Origin of the sequence: Geomonas agri, assembly GCF_020179605.1 — a bacterium.
Classification (GTDB): Bacteria; Desulfobacterota; Desulfuromonadia; order Geobacterales; family Geobacteraceae; genus Geomonas; species Geomonas agri.
In genome coordinates this window covers 563,286-584,492 of sequence record NZ_JAINZO010000001.1, presented here as the reverse complement: position 1 = coordinate 584,492, position 21,207 = coordinate 563,286, and the positions used below count along the sequence as shown (strand labels likewise).

At 59.8% G+C, this 21,207-nt stretch carries 17 protein-coding genes; all 17 read right to left on the bottom strand.

Annotation, left to right across the window (positions count from 1 at the left end; genetic code table 11):
* Positions 1–47: 47 nt before the first annotated feature.
* The 17 genes from K7R21_RS02570 to K7R21_RS02490 all read right to left on the bottom strand — a co-directional run bounded on the left by K7R21_RS02570 (position 48) and on the right by K7R21_RS02490 (position 21,011).
* Positions 48–596: a PilN domain-containing protein gene (locus tag K7R21_RS02570; protein ID WP_224981732.1), complete on the bottom strand. Its 549-nt coding sequence runs from the start codon at positions 594–596 to the stop codon at positions 48–50.
* Positions 593–1,645 (bottom strand): type IV pilus assembly protein PilM, encoded by a 1,053-nt coding sequence (pilM, locus tag K7R21_RS02565; protein WP_224981731.1) that lies wholly within the window; start codon positions 1,643–1,645, stop codon positions 593–595. The genes K7R21_RS02570 and pilM overlap by 4 nt, the downstream gene beginning before the upstream one ends.
* 17 nt (positions 1,646–1,662) lie before the next feature.
* Positions 1,663–1,860, bottom strand: a complete 198-nt coding sequence (locus tag K7R21_RS02560; protein WP_041248407.1) for a helix-turn-helix transcriptional regulator — start codon at positions 1,858–1,860, stop codon at positions 1,663–1,665.
* A 328-nt stretch (positions 1,861–2,188) separates the two neighbouring features.
* Positions 2,189–2,809: a pilus assembly protein PilX gene (locus K7R21_RS02555; protein WP_224981730.1), complete on the bottom strand. Its 621-nt coding sequence runs from the start codon at positions 2,807–2,809 to the stop codon at positions 2,189–2,191.
* 14 nt (positions 2,810–2,823) lie between these two features.
* On the bottom strand, positions 2,824–3,993 hold the full coding sequence (locus K7R21_RS02550; protein WP_224981729.1) for a PilW family protein: 1,170 nt from the start codon (positions 3,991–3,993) through the stop codon (positions 2,824–2,826).
* Positions 3,990–4,409: a type IV pilus modification PilV family protein gene (locus K7R21_RS02545; RefSeq protein WP_224981728.1), complete on the bottom strand. Its 420-nt coding sequence runs from the start codon at positions 4,407–4,409 to the stop codon at positions 3,990–3,992. The genes K7R21_RS02550 and K7R21_RS02545 overlap by 4 nt, the downstream gene beginning before the upstream one ends.
* A complete protein-coding gene (locus tag K7R21_RS02540; RefSeq protein ID WP_224981727.1) occupies positions 4,369–4,866 on the bottom strand; it encodes a pilus assembly FimT family protein in 498 nt (165 codons plus the stop codon). Before K7R21_RS02540 ends, K7R21_RS02545 begins: the two co-directional genes overlap by 41 nt.
* A 167-nt stretch (positions 4,867–5,033) precedes the next feature.
* Complete coding sequence (locus K7R21_RS02535; protein WP_224981726.1) at positions 5,034–5,657, bottom strand: pilus assembly PilX N-terminal domain-containing protein; 624 nt, start codon at positions 5,655–5,657, stop codon at positions 5,034–5,036.
* Positions 5,658–5,673: 16 nt separating this feature from the next.
* A complete protein-coding gene (locus K7R21_RS02530; protein ID WP_224981725.1) occupies positions 5,674–6,891 on the bottom strand; it encodes a PilW family protein in 1,218 nt (405 codons plus the stop codon).
* Positions 6,892–6,902: 11 nt separating this feature from the next.
* The gene (locus K7R21_RS02525; protein WP_224981724.1) at positions 6,903–7,316 is read right to left on the bottom strand and encodes a type IV pilus modification PilV family protein; all 414 of its coding nucleotides are present in this window, start codon (positions 7,314–7,316) and stop codon (positions 6,903–6,905) included.
* On the bottom strand, positions 7,288–7,779 hold the full coding sequence (locus tag K7R21_RS02520; RefSeq protein WP_224981723.1) for a pilus assembly FimT family protein: 492 nt from the start codon (positions 7,777–7,779) through the stop codon (positions 7,288–7,290). Before K7R21_RS02520 ends, K7R21_RS02525 begins: the two co-directional genes overlap by 29 nt.
* A gap of 3 nt (positions 7,780–7,782) precedes the next feature.
* The gene (locus K7R21_RS02515) at positions 7,783–13,419 is read right to left on the bottom strand and encodes a pilus assembly protein (protein ID WP_224981722.1); all 5,637 of its coding nucleotides are present in this window, start codon (positions 13,417–13,419) and stop codon (positions 7,783–7,785) included.
* 75 nt (positions 13,420–13,494) lie between these two features.
* Entirely contained in the window at positions 13,495–14,286 is a 792-nt protein-coding gene (locus K7R21_RS02510) for a DsbC family protein (RefSeq protein ID WP_224981721.1), read from the bottom strand.
* Positions 14,287–14,516: 230 nt separating this feature from the next.
* Positions 14,517–15,884 (bottom strand): sigma-54-dependent transcriptional regulator, encoded by a 1,368-nt coding sequence (locus K7R21_RS02505; protein ID WP_224981720.1) that lies wholly within the window; start codon positions 15,882–15,884, stop codon positions 14,517–14,519.
* A gap of 92 nt (positions 15,885–15,976) precedes the next feature.
* A complete protein-coding gene (locus tag K7R21_RS02500; RefSeq protein WP_224981719.1) occupies positions 15,977–17,446 on the bottom strand; it encodes a sensor histidine kinase in 1,470 nt (489 codons plus the stop codon).
* Positions 17,447–17,456: 10 nt separating this feature from the next.
* On the bottom strand, positions 17,457–18,281 hold the full coding sequence (locus K7R21_RS02495; RefSeq protein ID WP_224981718.1) for a prepilin peptidase: 825 nt from the start codon (positions 18,279–18,281) through the stop codon (positions 17,457–17,459).
* A 63-nt stretch (positions 18,282–18,344) separates the two neighbouring features.
* Positions 18,345–21,011 carry a valine--tRNA ligase gene (locus K7R21_RS02490; protein WP_224981717.1) on the bottom strand — a complete coding sequence of 889 codons (2,667 nt, stop codon included), beginning with the start codon at positions 21,009–21,011 and terminating at the stop codon, positions 18,345–18,347.
* Positions 21,012–21,207: the final 196 nt, after the last annotated feature.

Genomic DNA, 21,207 nt, shown 5'->3' with positions numbered 1-21,207 from the left:
CGAACATGGTATTCGCGCTGGACAACGGCCTGCGGCCGGGTTCTGGGCTACGGTTTCTGGTCCTTGATCTGGAAAGACAGGTCAAAACGCTTTACCTTCACCCCGCCGACCTCGGCCTGTTCCGAGACAACGAGCTCGACGTTGGTGAAGGAGCCCGAGGCCTGCAGGCTCTTCATGAATACGGCAATCAACTCTTCCGACGTTGCGATACCGGAAACAGAGACGGCCGTGCCGTTCTCGGCGTACTTGGTAAGCCACAGCTTTTCGGGCACCGAGTCGGCCAGCGCAGCCAGCCGCGATGCCGGACCGGTCTTGCCACGGCGCAACTTGTTGAGGACATCAAGCTTGCGCTTGACGTCAGCCTGCAACTTCTTGAGGTTGTCGATGGCGCCGATCTTCGTCTTCAGGGCGGCAAGTTCGCTCTCGGAGCTTGTAATCGCTGTTTGCACGGTCGAGATCTGGCTGCGCAGGTAGAGATATCCGAACACACCGATCACCAGGCAGCCAGCAAGAGCGACCCCCGCGATGGCGATCTGCTGCTGCATGCTCTCTTTCTTTTTTGATGCCCGTACTGGGAGGAGGTTTATCTTGATCATTTGTCTCCGGCCCTCCTCGTAGCAAGCCCGACCGCTACCGACATGAGCGGGGCGATCTCCTCAAGATACGCGGTATCGAACTCCTTCTCGTTGACCGCGACCCGAGCCAGCGGGTTCAGGATCTCCACCGGGAGCGCCAGTCTCTGCTGTACCGCGTCGACAAGGTGCAGGGTCTTCGCCGCACCGCCGCTCAAGAAGACCTTGGTGATTCTCTCCTCGCCTGCGGTCGAGTTGTAGAAATCAAGGGAACGGCGCATTTCCAAGGCGATGGTATCGTTGACCCGCTGCAGCACCTCATTCAAGCGGGAATCCTCGGAGTGTCCTGCCGCCAGTTTCATCTCCTCGGCCTCGGCACTGCTGATACCGAACTGTTTCTGAATCTCCTCGGTATAGAGATTTCCCCCCATCTGCACGTCGCGGGTAAACAGCGAGACGCCATCCCTAACGATGTTCAGATTGAAGATGCTGGCGCCGATGTTGACCAGTGCCACCACTTGCTCCGGGTCAACGGGGTAATTGAGCTCGAAGGCGTTTTGGACCGAGAAGGAATCGACATCGACCACCACCAGCTTAAGACCGGCCTCGGCGAACACCGATATGTAGTCGTTGATGATGTCCTTTTTGCTGGCGACCAGCAGGACGTTCATCTTGGAGGGGTCCTGTTCGTCTGGGGAGAGGATTTGGAAGTCGACGTTGACGTCGTTGATGTCGAAGGGGATGTACTGCTCGGCCTCCCAATGAATCTGGTCTTCCAGTTCCTCGACCGGCATCACCGGCAGAGAAATCTTTCTGATGATGACCGAGTTGCCGGAGATAGAGCAGACGGCCTCTTTGGCTTTGACGCCGAGGGTGCTCATCAACTGCTTGACCGTCTCGACGATCGAAGAGCTGTCCATCAGGGTGTTATCGACGATGGCCTCTGCAGGCAGCGGCAGGATCCCGATCTTCACGAGCTGGAAGCCGCCCTTGGCCGGGCGCAACTGCACGAGCTTCACTGCACTCGATCCTATGTCGACCCCTACTATGTCCTTCTTCTTGGAGAAAAGCATCGCGTGGTCCTATCTACCTAGTCCTGGAATACCTTGTTTTTGTCGGAGAGGGAAAACCCAAGAGCAAGCAGGATCTTGCGCTTGGTCTCCATCCTGCAATCCTCACCCCGTTCGATCCGGTCGATGGTGATGGGCGATACACCAGCCAGCCTTGCCAGCTCGGCCTTGCTCATCAGGCGTTCTTCTCGGAGTTTTTTCACGCTGTTCATGATCATAAGTAGACACCGCTTAAAGACAGACATTACTAATTTTGGCGTACTTTGGCATCTATAAAAAGGAAAGTCAACATTTTATTTAAAGTTATATGTAACTATGTTGCAAAATAAAAACTTTCCCATGGGGAAAAGTGGCCACCTCCTGTCTCACGGTTGTTTCTAATGGGCGGGATGGGGAGAGCATACCAATAAAAAAGCGAGTTGCAATTTACGGCAACTCGCCTACTTGAAAAATGGTGTTGGTGGGTGTGCGGAGCAAGCGCCCAGGGGCTGGCGTGGTCGCACCAGGCGAGGCAACCGGCGGTGGCACCAGTCCTGGCAGCGGCGCTCAATAGGCGTAGAGGACTGAGAGGCGTGCCTTCTCGCGTGTTTCTGGTTCTTCCCTGACCCCTTGCACGTAGATGTTGTACATGGCGGGCACGTGCTGTGGGTGGATCACGTCATCCTGTGCTGCCACGGCTCCCCCCGCATCCAGAAGGTAGTATCCGCTGCGGTCGGTGTTCCCGGGCACGGTGTCGATGATCTTGGTGCTGACGTTGAACCCTTTTGCCGGAGGATCTCCGGCAAGGCGGAACTCAGTTTCAGGGGCCTGGGCCGGATCCGGGCTTGCCTGCGCCTCGCTGCAGGCGGACCAGTCGGCGCGCGCCAAGGTAAGTTTTTGCTGCAGGCACGGATCGAGCGTCACCTTCAGGTCTATGCCCGGAAAGTCATTGTGGAAATCGGTGGCACTGTAGCCGGATTGAAACAGCCTGGGGAGAATTTCGCTGGTGAACAGGTCGAGACCGCCGTGGGCGGAGCTGAGAGCGCTGCGGTAGCGCTTCTGGCTCGCAGCGACCTGGGTCCCGGTGATGATGGTAGATAACAGCGCCAGCGCGATCACCAAGGCAAGCGTCGTCAGCATCAATGCGGTAATGAGGGCTGCCCCCCTTTCGGATTCAAGAGCCGTCATTGCCCCCTCCCCTCTTACAGGTTTTTGGGCTGCACCACGATCGTGTAAATTTTCCAGCGGTACGTGCGCCAGTCGGCGCCGAAAGTAGCGCTCATCGCCCGTTCGCTCCAGACGTGCCCGTTGTCGGGCAACTCCAGGTCGCCGACCACGATAGCTTTTTCGGGATTGCTCACCGGGTAGCGGTAGCCCGGGTCCTGCTTCCCCTGCTGGGCCAGGATATAGACCCGGACCTCCTTCAACTCCTCGCGCAGGTACTTCGCGAGATCCTTGAAGTCGAAAAGGCCGTCAGCCGGATCGGGATGGTAATCGGTTATGCCGTCGTGGTTGGTGTCCATGTAGAACACGACCTGAATGTCCCCCACGCAGTCGAGGAGGGGGTACTTGGTGTAGTTCCCGTTTTGGTTAATGGTGGTCTTATAGAGCGTGCCGGTCCCCCGGTTGCACAGGGGGGAAATCCCGGAACTGCGGTTGATGAAATAGTCGGAACGATTAAAGGGGAACCTGAGATCACCGTCTTCCCTATCGCTGGCCACTGCATAGACAAGGTGACTATCGCTTCTTTGTTGGGGCGCGAAATCTGCGTCGGCCTTGTTAAGGAAAAAGGTGAAATCCCCACCGGAGGTGACCAGTTCCCGCACCGGCTTGCCGGATGCGCTGGCCCCGGTGCGGAGCACGATGGCACGGGCCTTGGTGCCGATCTTGAGCTCGGGTTCGACCCGCGACGGCCTGGTGACCGCACTGTAGTTCAGGTAACACCAACTGCGACAGACCGTGTTATCGCCCAGAGGGGTACCTTTTACTACCAAGTAATCGGAACCGTTGAAGCCGACATCGCTGGCGCCGCGGAAGGCGGGGGGAGCCTCAAGCCCGGGGCGATCGTTGAAGTTGCTGGCCTTGACATCAGGAAAGCCAGGCACAAATGACAGGTCCGAGGGCGCTTCGACGTAATTGAGCCAGCCAGGAAGGGTGTAAGGAAGGCCGAAGCCGGCCAGTTCAAGGTCCCGGCGCATCAACTCCAGCCCGATCAGCCCACCGATGTCCGTCTCCGCACGTTTACCCAGTTGCCCCGTGCTGCGGACGATGTTGGCGAAGGAACTGCTGATCAGCGTCATCACCACCGCGAAGATCAGCATGACCACGACCAGTTCAACCAAGGTATACCCTCGCCTTCCCCAGCGCTTCATTCGCCACCTCGCCTGGACCGCAGCGCGAAGATCTCATGCTGATATCTGGTGCCTTTGACGTACCAGGACACGGTGACCTGCAGCTTTTTGGTGGCACCCTGCACACTGTTTTGTCTCCGGTCGACCTGAAAGCTCCTGAGGATCCCAGCTACCACCTTCTGACTAACCTTGTCGTTGCGCGCAGCGCTGGAGATTTTGTCAAAAGGGACCCTGCACAAGTCGTGCATCTGCTCCTCCGCCAACTGGGTCGCTTCCTTGCGCAGCACATCCCTGAGGTTTTGATGGTAGGCCACATTCACCGACTGCAGCAGCCCCAAAAGGCCGACCGTCATGACCAGGAGGGCCATGAGCATCTCGACCAGGGTGAAACCGCTGTTACTTGAGAGTGATGCTGCCGGAACTGGAACTACACTCATTGCCTTTGTCCTTTTTGCCAATAGAAATTCTGACATAGTGAACGACAACGCTGTCCACCCCACCGTAACCGGCCGCGGAGTCCACGCAGATTGACCCGTAGTTGCTTGCTATGCCGATCTCGTCAAAGGTGATGCCGTTGGGATTATCAAAACCACTGAAGTTCCAGGTGACGGGAAACGAAAAAAGGTGTGTTGCCACCGGGCTTACCTGCGGCCCCTCCTGCACAGATGAGTACACCTCGAAGCGGTTCGGGTAGAACTTGACCCGGGTACCCCTGTGCTGGTAGATGGCCTGGGTCCGTGCCTTGAGCATTTCCGCGAAGAGCAGGCGCGTCTGGGCATCGATCCGGTAGCTCTTTTGATACTTCTGGAAAGATATGGCGCCGATGCTGGCCAGAGTCGCCGTAATGGCGATCACCACCATCATCTCAACCAGAGATAAGCCGCGAGTCCCCATCCCCCCTCCGAGCTCCCCTCGACTAAAGCACTGAGGTAAATTTGAACTTTCCAATACTAGCAGAGCGGGAACAAAATGAAAGAAAGTGGAACTTGGTGGGGTGGCAGGTAAAACGACAGCGGCCCTCCTTGTGGGAGGGCCGCGGAGAAGAGTCGGAGGAGAGTGGGTTAGAAAGCGTACAAGACGGAAAGCAGAGCCTTTTCCTTGGGGTTGGAGGCCTTCTCGCCGCGCACCTCGAAGGTATAGAGGGCGGGGTTGTGTTTGGGAGAGATGCCCGCACCGGTGCCGGCAACACCGACGCCGCTGTCAAGGTAATCGACACCGGTGGGGTCGGAGTTCCCCTGTACCGTGTCCACGATCTTGGCGTACACCTTGAAGTTGCCGGCGGAGGAAACCCCTCTCAACATGAACGTCAGGTCCGGCGTATCCTTGGCGTCGATGGTCTTGGAAAGCCCCCCCCAGTCGCTGGTGGGGTAGGTAAGCTTTTTCCTGAGAGCGTCGTCGTTGGTGACCAGCCCGATATCTCCCATCCCGCCCGAACCGTAGGCGAGTTTGAGCGGAATGATGGACGTGGTGTAGTTACTGAAGAGCTTCGGAATGAATTCCTTGGTGATGAGTTCAGTGCCCCCGTAGGCCGCCTCGATGGAGTTGTGATAGTTCTTCTGGGTGGCAGACACCTTGGTCTCCAGAAGCAGCATCTGCATCAACCCCGCCACGATCCCCAGGCAGATCAGCGTGAACATCAGTGCCGTGACCAGGGCTATACCGTCTTCATTGCCTAACTTTTTCATAAGCGTACCGTCGTTGCTACTGAATGAGATTTTGCGGCCGTACCACTATGGTGTACACCTTCCAGCGATAGTTCTCCCACCCGGTCCCGATCTGGGACGGCAGGTCGAAGATCCTTCCCACGAGAGGCCCACCGAAACTCTCTCCCACGGTTATCTGAGAATTGGGATGTTTGTACCCGGTATCTTTTTTACCCTGCTGCGCGAGGATGTAGACCCGGATTTCCTTCACCTGCTGGCGGACGTCCTGCGCAACTCCGGTGAATGTCGACTGATGGTAGTTGACCTCGTTGGAACCGGCCTGGCCCATGCCATATGCGATCTGCATATCTGCCACGCAGTCCATCAGGGGGATATCGGTGAAGCCGCCCCCCTGGTTCAGCACCGATTTGTACAGTATGCCGGTGTTCGGGGCGCAGGCCGCGGGTGCCGAGGTCGGGCGATACACGTAGTAGTCGGCCCGGTTGAACGGCATGCGAAGCGCCGTGCTCTGGTCTACCCCGTAAACCTGGAATACGTCGCCGGAAGAGTGCGGCACGGTCAGCGTCGTATAGTTGGCGAAGGTGGTGGAGTAGACACCGCTGGCATTCACCTGTAGCTCTCGGCCGGGATTATTGTCGGTGAACGTGTTTCTGACCACCATCACCCGGTCGGTACTGGCGAAATCGCGAGTCGGGTCGTTCCAGCTCGGTGCACTTTTGCCAGTATCGCTGTAGGAGACAGTGATCCACTTCTTCTGCGTTGCACTCTGCGATGTCGCCACGGTGAGGGACTTGATAACCAGGTACTGGGAACCGATGCCGGACCTGAGATTGAAGGTCGTGTTGCCGCTTTGCACCGCGCGCGGCGCGCCGCTGAATTTATCCGTGTAACTGGTGGGCACGTCGTTGAAGCTGAGCGCGCTCTTGCCCGAAGGCCAAAATCCCGCAGTCATCGGTATGCCGGAGTCACTGCTGGTTAACTCGGTGTAGGTCCCGGTAGCGGGCGGCGTCCGCAAGGTGAAGGGAAGGCCGTAACCGGCGCCTTGCAGGTCGGAGCGTAGCATTTCCAGCCCGACCACGCTGCCGATGTCGGTCTCCATGAGCTTACTTTGCTGTCCCACCTGGGTCAGCACCGTTTGGAACCCTGCCGAGGCCACGATGATGACGGTGATGAAGATCGCCATCACCACGATCAGCTCCACCAGTGTGTATCCCTGCTCGCCCTTTACCATGCCTGCATCCTTGCGTGTCTTCACACCGTCACCTCTCATGGTCTGGCCACCACGGAGACCACCCTGTTCACGGTGGTCATATTGCGGTAACTCCATTTAACTGTGATGGTGAGTTGTTTGGTGCTCGGCTGGAGACCGTTGTAGGCCAGGTTCTGGACAGCACGTTCCACGACATAGTTCTTCGCCCCGCCGCGCACTTTGCCTACTTCAACAAAAGAGGTGTACCCAGGGGTGGAGAGTAGGTCGAACGTCTTTCCCCTCAGATCGGCCATGTACTTCTCGCCAACCCGGATGCCCTCGTTGCGCAGTTCGTTCTTCAGGTTGTACTGCAGGCTCATGTTTATCGATTGCAACACCCCGAACATCCCGACGGCGACGATGATAACCGCCACCATCAACTCCACAAGGGTGAAGCCGTCGTTATTTCTGATCAATGCTGGCTGGGGCACAAGCTCCTCCCGATTGTCTTTTTCCCAAGTAGTTGCGCGCAGTCGTAACGACCACGCTGTCGATGCTGCCCAGGCTTGCCGGCTGGTTGTCAGGCTGGACGCAGATGGAACGGTCCGCAAGGACCATCATCCCCTTGGAGTCGTACCACACCCGGTTCCCAGTGGAACTCATCACCATAGGGAAGGTGAGTTGCTCGACGGAAACCGGAGAAACACCCGAAGAATAGGTCGCCGAGGAATAGATCTGCAACTGTGACCCGCTTAGGAGGACGACACGCGGCGTCTTGCTGTACATCGCCTCCACCCTCACATTGGTGAGGACGTTGTAGATCTTCCTGGTCTGAGACTCGATCAGGGACTTGCGCTGCATGCTGCTGAACTGCATGCTGCCTATGGCCAGCAGGGTTCCGATGATGGCCATGACCACGACGAGTTCAAGCAGTGTCAAACCTCTCTCACGCATGGATTAACGCTCCTGAATATGCATGATCTTCTTGACCGGCTTGTTGCCGCTCTTGCTGACGATCGGGAATGCGTCCGCCGGCGGTTTCCCCGTCATGGGGACGCCTGAGCGGCGCATCAGACGGGCCGCCCCGCTGCCGAAAGCCTGAGCCAGGTCGACCTCCTTGAACTCGCCCGTGGAGAGCTGGATCAAAGCCTTGCCGGCAAGGGCGGCATCGGACGGCCTCCCCCCGGTATCGTACCCAAGCGCCCATAGGAACGAGTTGCCTCCGAAGCCGCACGGGTCGGCAGTCGGTTGAAACGAGGTGAGGAATATGGTGCCGTTGGTCAAGGCGACGGCGTCCGTTACCACGCGTTCCGCGCCGAAGCCATTACTGGACAGGTCGAGATCGATTTTCCATCCTCCGGCACCGACCGTGCTCGAAATGCTGGTGGACTGATCGGTGATCCCTGAGGTCACCGTGGCGGTGCAGTTCTTATCGTAGACGTTACCGGGAAGGGCGTCCGTGTTGTAGCAGGGATCCTTGATGCCGTAGATGGAGCGTTGACTGCTGAAGTCATCGATGTCGGTTCCAGCACGGTAGTAGTATCTGCCGGAACCGAAGTAGAGCCACAGGTTCTTGTTCTTCCTGTCCTGGAGTCGGGATATCGCGGTGACCACCGGGCCGGTGTCCTGTACCACGTAGCTCCAGGTCCAGTTATTGACGTTGTTGCTCTCCTTGGTGGTGATCCTGATCACCCCGCCGTCAGTCCAGGTGTTGGTGCTGGTGTTCTTCTTGGTGTACCCGACGAAGATCGCATCATCCTGGTAGTCGCCGTTGGCATAGGAGTTCCAGCGGTCGGCATCTATCGGCCCCCCCAAGAGGGAGCCGGCAAAGGCGTTGGCGATGCCGGTGTCGATGGTGCGCAGGAGCGCGCCGGTACGCAGGTCCACGATGAAGAACTTAAGTGTCTGGTTGGACTGCCCCTTGAACTGGTTGCTGTTGGTGTCGATCTGTCCAGTGGGGCCAGACGCGAACACCACGTACCAGTTCCCGTTCTTGTCCCGCGGTCCCACACGGATGACCGCAGGGCCGGTGGTAGCGAAGCCCATCGCGGGGCCGGTGGGAGCGGGGACCATCGCGGGATCGTTGAACTCCCACATGAGCGACGGGGCGTCCGGGTTGGTAATGTCCAACGCGAAATAACTCGAGTAGCCAAGCGCCTTGGTCGCGTCGCCTGGGTCCGCCGCGAGAGGAGTCTGGACGCACTCCGAACCGGTGGCGCAGGTCTTGGCAGACGCGCCTCCGATCCCCATCCCGCTAATCAGGACGGTCCTCCAGGTATTCTTGCTGGTATCGAGCTGGTTGCTGCTGTTAACGACATAAGTCTGTTTCGGGCAGTCATAGTAGGTTGCCCCGTCCGGGCAGGTCCCGGTGTTGGTAGTGGTCCCGATGCTGGCATCGAAAAGGACCGTCGCGCCGTCGACATAGTAGATGTGGTTGTAGTCAGGATCGCCGTAGTACTTAAGATACGGCAGCGCCTGTTTGGGTATGTAGGCCCACTGCTCCTCCCCCAGCCCGGTGCCAGAAAGGGTCGCCTTGTGGGTTCCGCTTGCGCTCACGTCCAGCAGCCCCAGCTTGAAGCTGTGCATCATGCCATCGTTTCCTCCCACGTAGACCATGCCCCTGTGTTGGTATTCGTAGGACGCGATGAAGGAGGCGTAAGAGGCATCGCCGTAGCCGCTGGGAGCTGCGAGGTTGTAGGTGTTCAGCTTGCCTGTGGACTGGATGCGCGGCGTGGAGGAGATGATGTCTCCCAGGCGCCACTCTTGAGCTGAACTGACCACGTTGGTGACCGGATCCTTGATCTTAACCTTCCGGCTTCGGTACGAGAGGAACCCGGTCTGGTCAGGCTGGTCAACCCCGTGCACGTAGTTGATGAGCCGCGTTGCTTCACCTGCACTCACATTGAGATACGGCGCCAGCGTCGCGGAGTTGTCGGTGTTCGCGGTCCCCAGGAAGGTGGAGGACGAGAAGTCGATCAACGAGGTCCCGTCGATAGACGTGAAGATCTTGCGTGGGCTGGCCGAGAGGTCACGGGCCCAAAGTTGTTTGCCGGCACGCCAGATGCTCTTGACGAGATCGGTATCTTCTTTCACCTCGGCGGTATCCCCCACCCCGTCACCGTTGGTGTCCTGCGAGACATAGGCGTAGGTGGTGTTGTCGGTACTGTCGAAACGGAAGCTGACGACGCTATCCGCGATGAGGTCGAGTTGCTTATCGCCGTTGGTGTCCTCCCGGATGGTGGAGCGGCTGATTTGGGGGTCCACGTAGTACCAGAGGTTCTGCATCTCTCCGATCCAGTTGCTGGAGGTTTGCGCCTCGAACACCTTCTTCGGGTAGAACACCGCCTGGAGGATGTTGGCGCCGCTCCCCTCACTGTTACTGAGGATGGATGCCGCCGTACCAGACGATGCCTTAGCTGCTATGTTCTGGAAGATCGTGGTCAGCGCATCCTTGAGGCCATTGTAATCGGACGCCTGGTACAGCTGCTTGGTTCCGCCGTTGACGGCGGTGTTGGTGAGCAGCGTGGTCGTGTTGCACAGACCGGAGACGCCGTTGTCGGCACCGTTGAGAACCACGAAGGTACTGACGTAGTCGCGCGGGTAGTGGGCGTTGGTGCAGGTCTCACCGGTTGGGCAGTCGGCGTCGGCCGAGCACGCCTTGGTGGTGGTAGAGGAACAATACAGTGGCGTTACGCTGCTGGTGCTGAAGGTTGCCAGGTTGTGGCGTTTGCCGATCCAGGCCATGATGGGAAGATCAGACGTCCCCCCGTAGTTGACGCCGTTGGAGTTATCGGGGCAATAGCCGGCGGTGGTACCTGCCTGGCTGGCGTAGAGGCCGGCCAGCGTGTGGACGCTGCTGTTGCGGTCCGCGGTGGAAGTACCATCGGTGATCAGCAGTATGTAGTTTTGCTGGCAGCGATACTCGGACGGGTTCAGCACCTCGTTGAAGTCTATGGGGTGCGCGTCACTGGGGACTGAAACGCTCGGGTCCGTCGCGTTCTTGAACGTGGTGCTGGTAGTATTCACAGCATTGAGTCGCAGACCGGTGAGGCCGGTTGCCGCACCGGTGACCCGGCTCTTGAAGGTGCTGTTGGCCTGCGGCACGGCGGCAAAGTATCCGAGCGCGTTGTAAAAAGTTTCCGCAAAAGGTGTCCAGGCGTTGGCGCGTATGGCATCGATGCTGCTCACCAACGAGAAGCCACTCACGTGGTCGCCTGCGCCATTACTGATGCACGCCTGGGATGAACCGGTGCAGGTAAGTGAGGTAGTGCAAACAGTCGAACTCTTGGTGCCGCAAAAACCATTGAGGCAGGTATTAGGGTAGGAGCATTGCCCATCGGAGGTGCAGGCAGTGGTGCTCATCGTCGAACAATAGCCAAGCCCGATCGGGTAAGCGATACTCCCGCCATCGTAATTGACGGTGCTGGTGGTACTGCAGGTGTTACCACTGCCGCAGTCGATATTCTGCCAGCAGGACTGCTGCGGGTTGTTGGAGCAGGTTTTCTGGGAGCCGACCCCGCCTAGTGATGTTTCACTCGCCGAGCCGAACTGGTTGAAGGTCATCGTCCCCAGGCGGATCTTGTGGGCAAAGTCCTGGATGATCCCCGAGGGCTGCGTGGAGTTGGCAACCTTGGCACGCATGCTGGCGATGACGCCTCCCAACTGCGCGTCGACACCGACCCCGCTGAGGATGGCCGGGAGGTTGTCGGTCGTGACCGTGGTGGAGGGGCTGTCGGTCGGGTCAGTCACCGGGGGAGCGGACATGTCACTGCAGAAGGCAGCGTTCACTTTCAGCATGCAGTCTTTCACGGTATCGCTGGAGGTGCAGGCAGTGGGTGTCGGGGAGGGGAGCGAACTGGCGACGACCCAGGTGGTGCCCGAGGTATTGGTGAAGAATTGACCTTCATAGTTCATCGAGCAGAGGAGACCGGAGTTGCCAGGACCAATGGCGGCAGGGCCGCTCACGCAGGTGTTGCCGGTACCGCAATCGGCGTTGGCCGTGCAGGCCTGCAGGCTGTTGTTACTGCAGGACTTGTACCCGGCGTAGAGGATCGGGCAGTTTTTGATGATGGCGTTGTACTCGTCATTTCCCGGCTGGGTGTTGTTCTTGCGCAGCGCCCAGCAGGTCTGCATGGAGGAAGCGAACAAAACGTTGGTCTTGACCAGGGTGTCGTGCGGGGAGAACTGGCAGACACCGAGATTGCCCCCGGTGGCCGGAACGCAGGGCCCCTGGTAGGAACTGGCAGTTGCGGTACAGGTGCCTGCGGTGCTCACCCCGCAAGTACCGTAGTTGTAGCCGGCGTTGTACCCGGTGCAGGCCGCGTTCTTGGTCTTGCAGTCGGAGTCCACAACACAGCCGCCGGACGGCGTGGTCCCCTTGCTGCAGACGCCCGGGGTGGGCGCTTTGTAGCAGTCGCTGGCACCCGTACAGGCAGAACCGTTGACACTGCAAGTCTTGACGTCGCAATCGCTGTCAACGCCGCAGAGTCTGCCAACCTTGCCCGCCGTACATGCGCTCCCACCGGTGACGTTGCAATCGGTGTTCGTGGTGCAGGCGACATTGTTCCCCTGGCAGTGCGCCGCAACGTAGGTCGGCTGGCAGTTGGGAGTGGCCGGCGGATAGGTGTCGATGCAGGAATGCGCGACCGGCAGCCCCGTGGCTGGGTCGACGTCCATGATCGAGCAGGTACCCACGGGGGGGGTGGTCGAGGTGAGACAGTCCTGCACCGCCGAGGTGACCTGACCGGTACCGGAAGCGTTCTGGATGGCGTTGACGGCGGCTTGGCACTTACCCGCATCGTAGGGCTGGTCGCCGGAGAAGAGGTTGATGTAGGTCTGTCCCCCGGTGGAGTAGGCCGCCTTGTTGTTAGGATTGAGCGGGCCGGTAATGGTGAAGGTGACCCCGAGGCTCACGTTGAGGTTGTTGGAAGCATCGCCCGTGTAGTCAACGAAGTTGGTTGCATCGGCGTCCTTCACGTACCCCTGGCCGACGCAACCGCGCGACTCGGCGACAAGCCCGGGTGCGTTGGACGTGTTGGTGGTCGCATCGTATTTACCACCGGTCAGGATCTTTTTCTCGACGTCAAACTTGGATGCCGTGAGCCAGTTCAGGTAGTTCCCCTTGGCAACAAAGCTCGTCAAGGTTTTAGGCTTGGTGAACTCGATGCACATGGTGTTCGGGAATATCTTGGTGTTGGCCGGAACTGAGCCACAGCCAAAGGGGAAGGTACCGGTGACCTTGACGAAGTCGTCGGTAGCAGCGCGGTATTGGTAGTAGATGTCACTACCCGCGGAATCCGTAGTCTCAAAATAACCGCTGTACGTGTTCGCGTTGGAGTAGGTTTCGTCGTAGCAGTAGTAGGGCTGGCGGTTGGCGTTACCCTTGTCCACGTAAGCAAGGTCGTACATACTGGACGAGTTGTCGATCATGAGCAGCAAGTTGGGCGGGATATTGCCTGCGACAAACGGAGGCTTGACGCAGTACTGTTCTCCAGACCATGAAAGAGCGTCTGCACCGGCAGTAAGGGGCTGCAAGGCGAACAAAAATGCCAGACCCGATATCAGCGTTACAAATGCCTTTTTTAAATTTCTCACCACAGACCTCCATAAGTGAAGGGAAACCGATCCCCGCCAGTCTTTTCCGAAAGGTACTTACATCTGCGACGCCGTTTAGCGCAACAATTCCTGCACCGCCTTGGCTTCCTTGTACCCCACCAGGATCCTCCCGTCGGGCAGGACCAGGGTCGGGGTAGAAACGATGCCGTTGGCTTCGGCAAACTTGATGGTATCATCCACGGGCTTGCGGGCGTCCTGCTCCGAGGCAGCCGGCAGTTGCTCGCCGGCGAAGGACTTGTCCAGCAGTGCAAGGGAATTACGAGCCAGGATCACGCGCGACTTGTCATAGGCCTTGGGGTGCATCTTGAGCGGGTAGAGCTTGATATAGATGGCGAGATCGGGTTCCAGAGCCGCCAGTTTTTTCAGCTCCACATGCGCCTTGGCGCAGTAGGGACACTCAGGGTCGGTGAAAACAAAGAGTTTCTTTTTCCCCTTGGGGTTGCCCATTATCAGCGCGTTGTCGGTGCTCAGCGTGGCGGGGTCGAGGCGTTCCTTGCGTTCTTTTTTCACCTGTTCCGCCGTCCCCCCTACCGGCTGGCGGGAGGCGATATCGAAGACCTGGCCAGCGATGATGTGTTTCTTCCCGTAGTCGAGGTAGGCAACCCCGCTCTTGCCCCCCTGCTCAAAGGTAATCTCGTACAACCCGCGCACCGGCGCCGGCTTTACATCCTTTACCGGTCCGATCTCCTTCAGGAGACCGCTCGCCTCCTGCAGGGTGATGGAATGGCAAGAAGCGCAGTCCCCGCTGCACCCTTCCGACATGGCGAAAGCAGGTGCGGCAAAGGCAATGATGATCAGGGTAAAACAGGCTGCGAAGATGCGGGTGAGACATGATGCGAAGGACATTCAGCTACCTCGTGGGGGTAATTTCTTTGCTCCGGCAGGAGGGAGCAACAACCGTGCCCTGGTCCCGCGTGCGGCTCTGAAGCGGTGTTTTCAGCGTCAATACGGACAGTTGTGGCATACCATAGCACGGTGGAACCACAAAAAACTACGCATTTTTTTCATAGCTACCACGCCCACCCCGCAAAAAATTGGCACTTGACGGCAGGCGGGCGGCTCCGCCGACCGAAAATCTATCCGAGATCGTACTCCTTGAGCTTGTACAAAAGGGCCCGGTGGCTGATCTCCAATAACCGCGCTGCGTGGGTCCGGTTGCCGGCGGTCTGCTCCAGGGCGCGCACGATCAGTTGCCGTTCCAGCGCCTCGGCCCCTTTCTTGATGGAGAGGGAATCCGGCAACTCCCCTCCCCTGCGTTCCAGCCCTGCCCCCCTGCGCACCGCCTCCGGCAGGCAGCCAAGCCCGAGGGTCGCACCGTCGCAAAGCACCAGCCCACGCTCGACGCAGTTCTCCAGCTCCCTCACGTTGCCGGGCCAGCCGTAGCGGACCAGCGCCTGCAGCGCCTCGGGGGTTGGGCGCACTCCGGGCATCCCCATCCGTTCCCCGTGCTTCTCCAGAAAGTGGTCCACCAGGAGCGGCACGTCCTCCACCCGCTCCCGCAGGGCAGGAAGAGAAAGGGCGAAGACGTTGATGCGGAAGTAGAGATCCTCGCGGAATCTTCCTTCCGCCACCTCCTGGACCAGGTCCCTGCTGGTGGCGGACACCACGCGGACGTCCACCTTGTGGGCGGCGGCGGCGCCGAGGGGACGGATTTCCTCCTCCTGCAGCACACGCAGCAGCTTAACCTGCAGTGGCAGCGGCAGCTCGCCGATCTCGTCCAGGAAAAGGGTCCCGCCGTCGGCCTCGTCGAAGAGGCCGATCTTGTCATAGGCGGCGTCGGTAAAGGCCCCCTTGACGTGACCGAACAGTTCGCTCTCCAGGAGGGCGGCGGGTATGGCGCCGCAGTTGACGGCGACGAACGGGCCCTGGCGGCGCACGCCGCAGTTGTGCAGCGCCCGCGCCACCAGCTCCTTGCCGGTACCGGATTCGCCCTGGATCAGGACGGTGGTTTTGTGGCCGGAGAGCTTTTTGACCAGGTCCATGATCTGCGCCATGCGCTCGTTTCGGCTGATGATGTCCGGGAACGCCCGGCCCCGCACCGCCTCGCGCAGCCTGCGGTTCTCGTCCTTGAGCCGCTCCCGCTCTTCCGCCTTCTTCAGCACCAGCGCGATCTCGTCACTGTTGAAGGGCTTGGAGATGTAGTCGTAGGCGCCCAGTTTCATGCACTCGATGGCGTCGTCAACCGTGCCGTAGGCGGACATCATGATAATGGTGGCGCCGATGCCGGATTCGGTACAAGCGGCCAGGAACTTCTTGCCGTCCATGACCGGCATGCGGATATCGCAGAGGATGAAGGCGTAGCTCCCCCCGCGCGCCTTGGCCAGCGCGTCGGCGCCGTCAGCCGACTGCTCCACCAGGTAGCCCTGCTTCTTTAACAAGACCTGGAGCATGTGGCGCAGGTTGGCCTCGTCATCCACTACCAGGATTTTCTTCTTTTCGGTCAAGTTGAACTCCTTAGACCCAACCCAGCCTTCGCTAAGGGCCTGCAAGCGCAGGGAACTGCAGTGGATAAACCCTATTCTCTACTCTCTGGGCCTTAGCCCCTCCTTTCACTCGCGGGCAGGGTCAGGGTGAAACGGCTGCCTTTGCCGAGCTCGCTCTGCACGTCGAGACGACCACCACAGGACTCGGCTATGCGCGCGGCTATCGCCAGGCCAAGACCGGTTCCTTTCCCCGGCTCCTTGGTGGTGAAAAACGGGTCGAACACTCTGCTCAAAAGTTCCGGGGGCATCCCTTCGCCGTTATCCACCACCTCGATGACCACTTCGGCTCCGGACCGGCTCCCCTTTAACTGCAACTCCCCCCCCCTGGGCATGGCATCACGCGCGTTGACGATCAGGTTGATCAGCAGCTGCTCGAGCTGGTGCGGGTCGGCATGCACTGTGGCAAGACCAGCCTCTACCTCGACGGAAACGTCGAGATGCTTCAAAACGCCCTGGTTCGCAAGCAGTTCCACCACCTTCTCCAGCAAGGGACGGATCTCCACCTCCTCCCATTGCACGCGTTTGGAACGGGCGTAATCCAAAAGCCCCCGAACGATGCGGTCGATGCGCCGGGATTCCTCGTCGATGCGGCGCAGGTAGTCGGACTTTTCCGGGTCGGCGGCCAACTCTTCCGCGAGAATGGCACTGTACCCCATGATCGCGGCGAGCGGTGTGCCGATCTCGTGGGCCATGCCGGCAGCCAAAAGCCCGACGGAGGCCATTTTCTCGGACCGCACCGTTTCGTTTCTCGCTTCCACCAGCTCCTTATTGGCCCACTTCAGCGACGCGACCTTCTCCTCGACCTCCACCCTCTTCTCCCTGAGGGTGACCATCATGCCGTTAAACCCTTCCGAGAGTTCGGCGATCTCGGTGCTCCCGGCGACGTTCACGGAGACGCCAAGATCCCCGGCTGTGATGCGCCGGGTGGCGGAGAGAAGGCGCTTGATCGGCGAGACAACGGTGCGGGACAAAAGGTAGGAACCAAACACCAGCAGCAGCAGGAAATCCAGGGCAAAGTAGGCGAGGAACAAGTGCCTCGACATGGAGAGACGATCTTGGACCGATTGCAGCGACAGTGTCAGGCGCGCCGCCCCGACAATTTTCCCCTGCTGCACGATGGCGGCGTAACAGCGACCGCTACGCTTGTCCGGGGAGAGCTGAAAAATGGTGCGACCGCTGGTCAGGACGCTGAGAAGACTGCTGTCGGTCTCACTACCGTCGGCGGCGGCATAAAGGCGGCTTCCCTCTTTATCCACCACCACGAGCCCCGTGTAGCCACGGTCCCGCCTCAACTGCTCGAGATACTGCACGATCTGGCTTTCGGGGGCCGGCGGGGCCAAGGGACGCGGCAGGGCCGACACGATGGCGGCCAGCAGCACCTTGGCGTCCTCGCCCTTCTGGGCCAGGAGGTCGTTTTCAGATGTTTTGAAAGATATCAGGGAGAGGAGGGCCCAGGTGAGCACGAGCAGCATGCTCAAGGCGGAGAGGATGTAGAAGCTGAGGCTGAAACGGAATGGTTTCATAGGGGCCGCTTCAGCTCCCCATGGCCAGGTACCAGCGGATGATCTGCCTGCCGTAGAAGACGTACAGCACGGCGGCTGCAGCCAGGAACGGGCCGAAGGGTATGGCGAGCGTGGAGTCTTTCTTGCGGATCAGCATCAAGGTGACGCCGATCACCGATCCCAGCAGCGAAGAAATGAAGACAATGAACAGTATCGACTTCCACCCCAGGAACGCCCCCATCATGGCCAAGAGCTTCACGTCGCCCCCGCCCATGCCGTCTTTCTTGGCGACCACCTGGTAGACCCAGGCGATGAGGAGCAAACTCCCCCCTCCTGCGACGATGCCGATCAGGGAGTTAAGCCAGCCCAGTTGCGGAATGAAGAAGGAGACGACAAAGCCAAGGACGATACCCGGCAGGGTGATGCGGTCGGGGATTATCTGGTGCTCCAGGTCGATGAAGGTGATCACGACCAGTGCGCTGCAGAAGACGAACAACACGCTGAAGTAGAACAGCCCGATCAGCACATACTGGCTCGGGGCCCCGGCTTCGAACAGGCGCTGCGGGAAAAACTTGAGGAAAAGGGCCAGGGAAAGCAGACCGTTTAAGAGTTCGACTACCGGGTACTGGATCGAGATCGGGGTACCGCAGGAGCGGCATTTGCCGCGCAGCGCCAGGTAGCTCAGGATGGGGATGTTGTCGTACCAGCGGATCTGGTAGTCGCACTTGGGGCAGTGCGACGGAGGCGACACCACCGACTCGTTGCTCGGCATCCGGCAGATGCAGACGTTCAGGAAAGAGCCGACCACGGCTCCGAAGAGGAAAGCGAATACGGCGTAGGTGATGTAGGGCGTCAAGGAAACCTCTTAAAGCGGAGCTAGGGGCTAGGGCACCAACCCCCAGCCCCTAGCCCCTGCAGTTTACTTCAGCCTCAAAATCTTCTCCAGGCTCTCCTGGAGCAGCTTCTTCTTGTTGCCGAACTCAGCGATCTTCTCGCGCTCCTTCTCGACCACGTCGGCGGGGGCGCGCTCAATGAAGCTCGGGTTCTCCAGCTTCTTGGACAGGAACTCGATGTCCTTCTCGATCTTGGCGATCTCTTTGCCCAGACGCTTCTCTTCTTCCTCGACGTTCACCAGGCCCTTGAGCGGCACGATGATCTCGACGTCACCGGCCACCTGCAGCGAGGCCTCGGCGGGACGCTCGATCCCCTGCCCGATGGCGAGATCGGAGAGGCGGGCGAGGCTCATCACGTAGACTTCGTTCTTCTTGAGCAGCTTGAGGCTCGACTCGGACTTGCAGTCGAGGATGGCGGCGATCTGCTTGCTCGGGGCCACTTCCATCTCGCCCCTGATGTTCCTGATCCCCTTGATAACTTCCATGACCAGTTCCATCTCGGCAGCGGCGGAGGCGTAACCCGCCCACTCCGCGCACGGGGTCGGGAAGTCGGAGATCATGATGGAATCGGCGGCGCCCTTCTTCTTGGGCAGGGCCTGCCAGATCTCCTCGGTGATGAAGGGCATAAACGGATGCAAGAGGCGCAAGAGGTTTTCCAGCACCAGCCAGAGCACGTATTTCGCCGCAGCCTGGCGCTCGGCGTCACCCTTGTAGAGATCGTCCTTGGCCAGCTCGATGTACCAGTCGCAGAACTCGCTCCAGGTGAAGCGGTACAACTCGCTAGCGGCCTCGTTGAAACGGAACCCGGTCAGCGCCGAGTCCAACGAACCGGCAGCCTCATTGAGGCGGTACAGGATCCAGCGGTCCGCGTTGGAGAGCTTCAAGGACGCCACGTCGACCTGGTCCGGGTCGAACCCTTCCAGGTTCATCATGGCGAAGCGCGAGGCGTTCCAGATCTTGTTGGCGAAGTTGCGGTAGCCGGCGATCCTCTCCTCGGCGAGCTTGATGTCGCGCCCCTGCGCGGCGAAGGCGGCCAGGGTGAAGCGGAAGGCATCGGTGCCGTAGGCGTCGATCACGGTGAGCGGATCGATCACGTTCCCTTTCGACTTGGACATCTTTTGTCCCTGCGCGTCGCGCACCAGGGCGTGGATGTAGACGTCGGTGAAGGGAACCTCGTCCATGAAGTGCAGCCCCATCATCATCATGCGGGCCACCCAGAAGAAGAGGATGTCGAAACCGGTGACCAGGCAGGAGGTCGGGTAGAAGGCGGACAGCTCCGGGGTCTTCTCCGGCCACCCCATGGTGGAGAAGGGCCAAAGTGCCGAGGAGAACCAGGTGTCGAGCACGTCGGTTTCCTGGCGGATCTCGTCGGAGCCGCACTGGGCGCACGAGGTCGGGTCTTCCTTGGCCACGGTGATGTGACCGCAGTGGTCGCAGTACCAGGCGGGAATCCGGTGTCCCCACCAGATCTGGCGCGAGATGCACCAGTCACGGATGTTCTCCATCCAGTCGTAGTAGGTGTTCTCCCACTGCTGCGGCACGATCTTGGTGCGCCCGTCCTTGACGGCGCCCAGGGCCCGCTCGGCCAGCGGTCCCACCTTCACGTACCACTGCAGCGACATGTACGGCTCGACCACGGTCTTGCAGCGGTAGCAGCCGCCCACGGAGAGGGCGTGATCCTGGATCTTCTCGAGGAGCCCAGCAGCTTCGAGATCCGCCACCACCTGCTTCCGGGCAGCGAAGCGGTCCATCCCCTCGTACTGCTTGCCGGCGGCGTTGACCACGCCGGACTCGTCGAATACGTTGATGCGGTCCAGGTTGTGCCTGAGGCCCATCTCGAAGTCGTTGAAGTCGTGCGCCGGGGTGATCTTCACCACGCCGGTGCCGAACTCGCGGTCGACGTAGTCGTCGCCGATGACCGGGATCTCGCGGTTCACCAGCGGCAGCATGACCTTCTTGCCGATCAGGTGGCTGTAGCGCTCGTCCTCGGGGTGCACGGCCACGGCGGTATCGCCCAGCATGGTTTCAGGGCGGGTAGTGGCAACTACCACGTACTCGTCGCTTCCCACCACCGGGTAGCGCAGGTGCCAGAGGTTGCCGGCCTTGTCCTCGTGCTCGACCTCGATGTCCGAGAGCGCGGTGTGGCAGCGCGGGCACCAGTTGATCAGGCGGTTGTCGCGGTAGATGAGCTTCTCTTCGTACAGGCGCACGAACACCTCGCGCACCGCCTTGGAGAGACCAGCGTCCATGGTGAAGCGCTCGCGCTCCCAGTCACAGGAAGCGCCCAGGCGCTTCAACTGGCCGATGATCTGGCCGCCGGACTCGCCCTTCCACTGCCAGACGCGCTCGATAAACCCTTCGCGGCCGAGTTCAAAGCGGTCCTTCCCTTCGGCGGCCAGCTGGCGCTCAACCACGTTCTGGGTCGCGATGCCCGCGTGGTCGGTACCCGGCATCCAGAGCACGTTGTAGCCGCTCATCCGCTTCCAGCGGCACAGGATATCCTGCAGGGTATTGTTCAGGGCGTGGCCCATGTGCAGCACGCCGGTGATATTCGGCGGGGGGATGACGATGGAGTAGCTCGGCTTGTCGGAGGGGACGGTGGCGTGGAAGTAGCCCTTCCCTTCCCACTCCTGGTACCACTTCTGCTCAACGCTTTTCGGCTCGTAAACCTTTTCCAGCTCTTTGTTTGCCATCTAATCTACCTCATGGGGAAAAATACTTTAGCAGGGGTGGCCTGCGGAGTTTGTATGAAACTAGCTGTTCCTTCATCCCCTCTCCCTCCGGGAGAGGGTGGCCGGAGGCCGGGTGAGGGAGACACTTTAGGGGAAAGTATCGCCTCTAGCAACGCCCTCCCCCCAGCCCTCTCCCGGGGGGAGAGGGAGGTTTCTG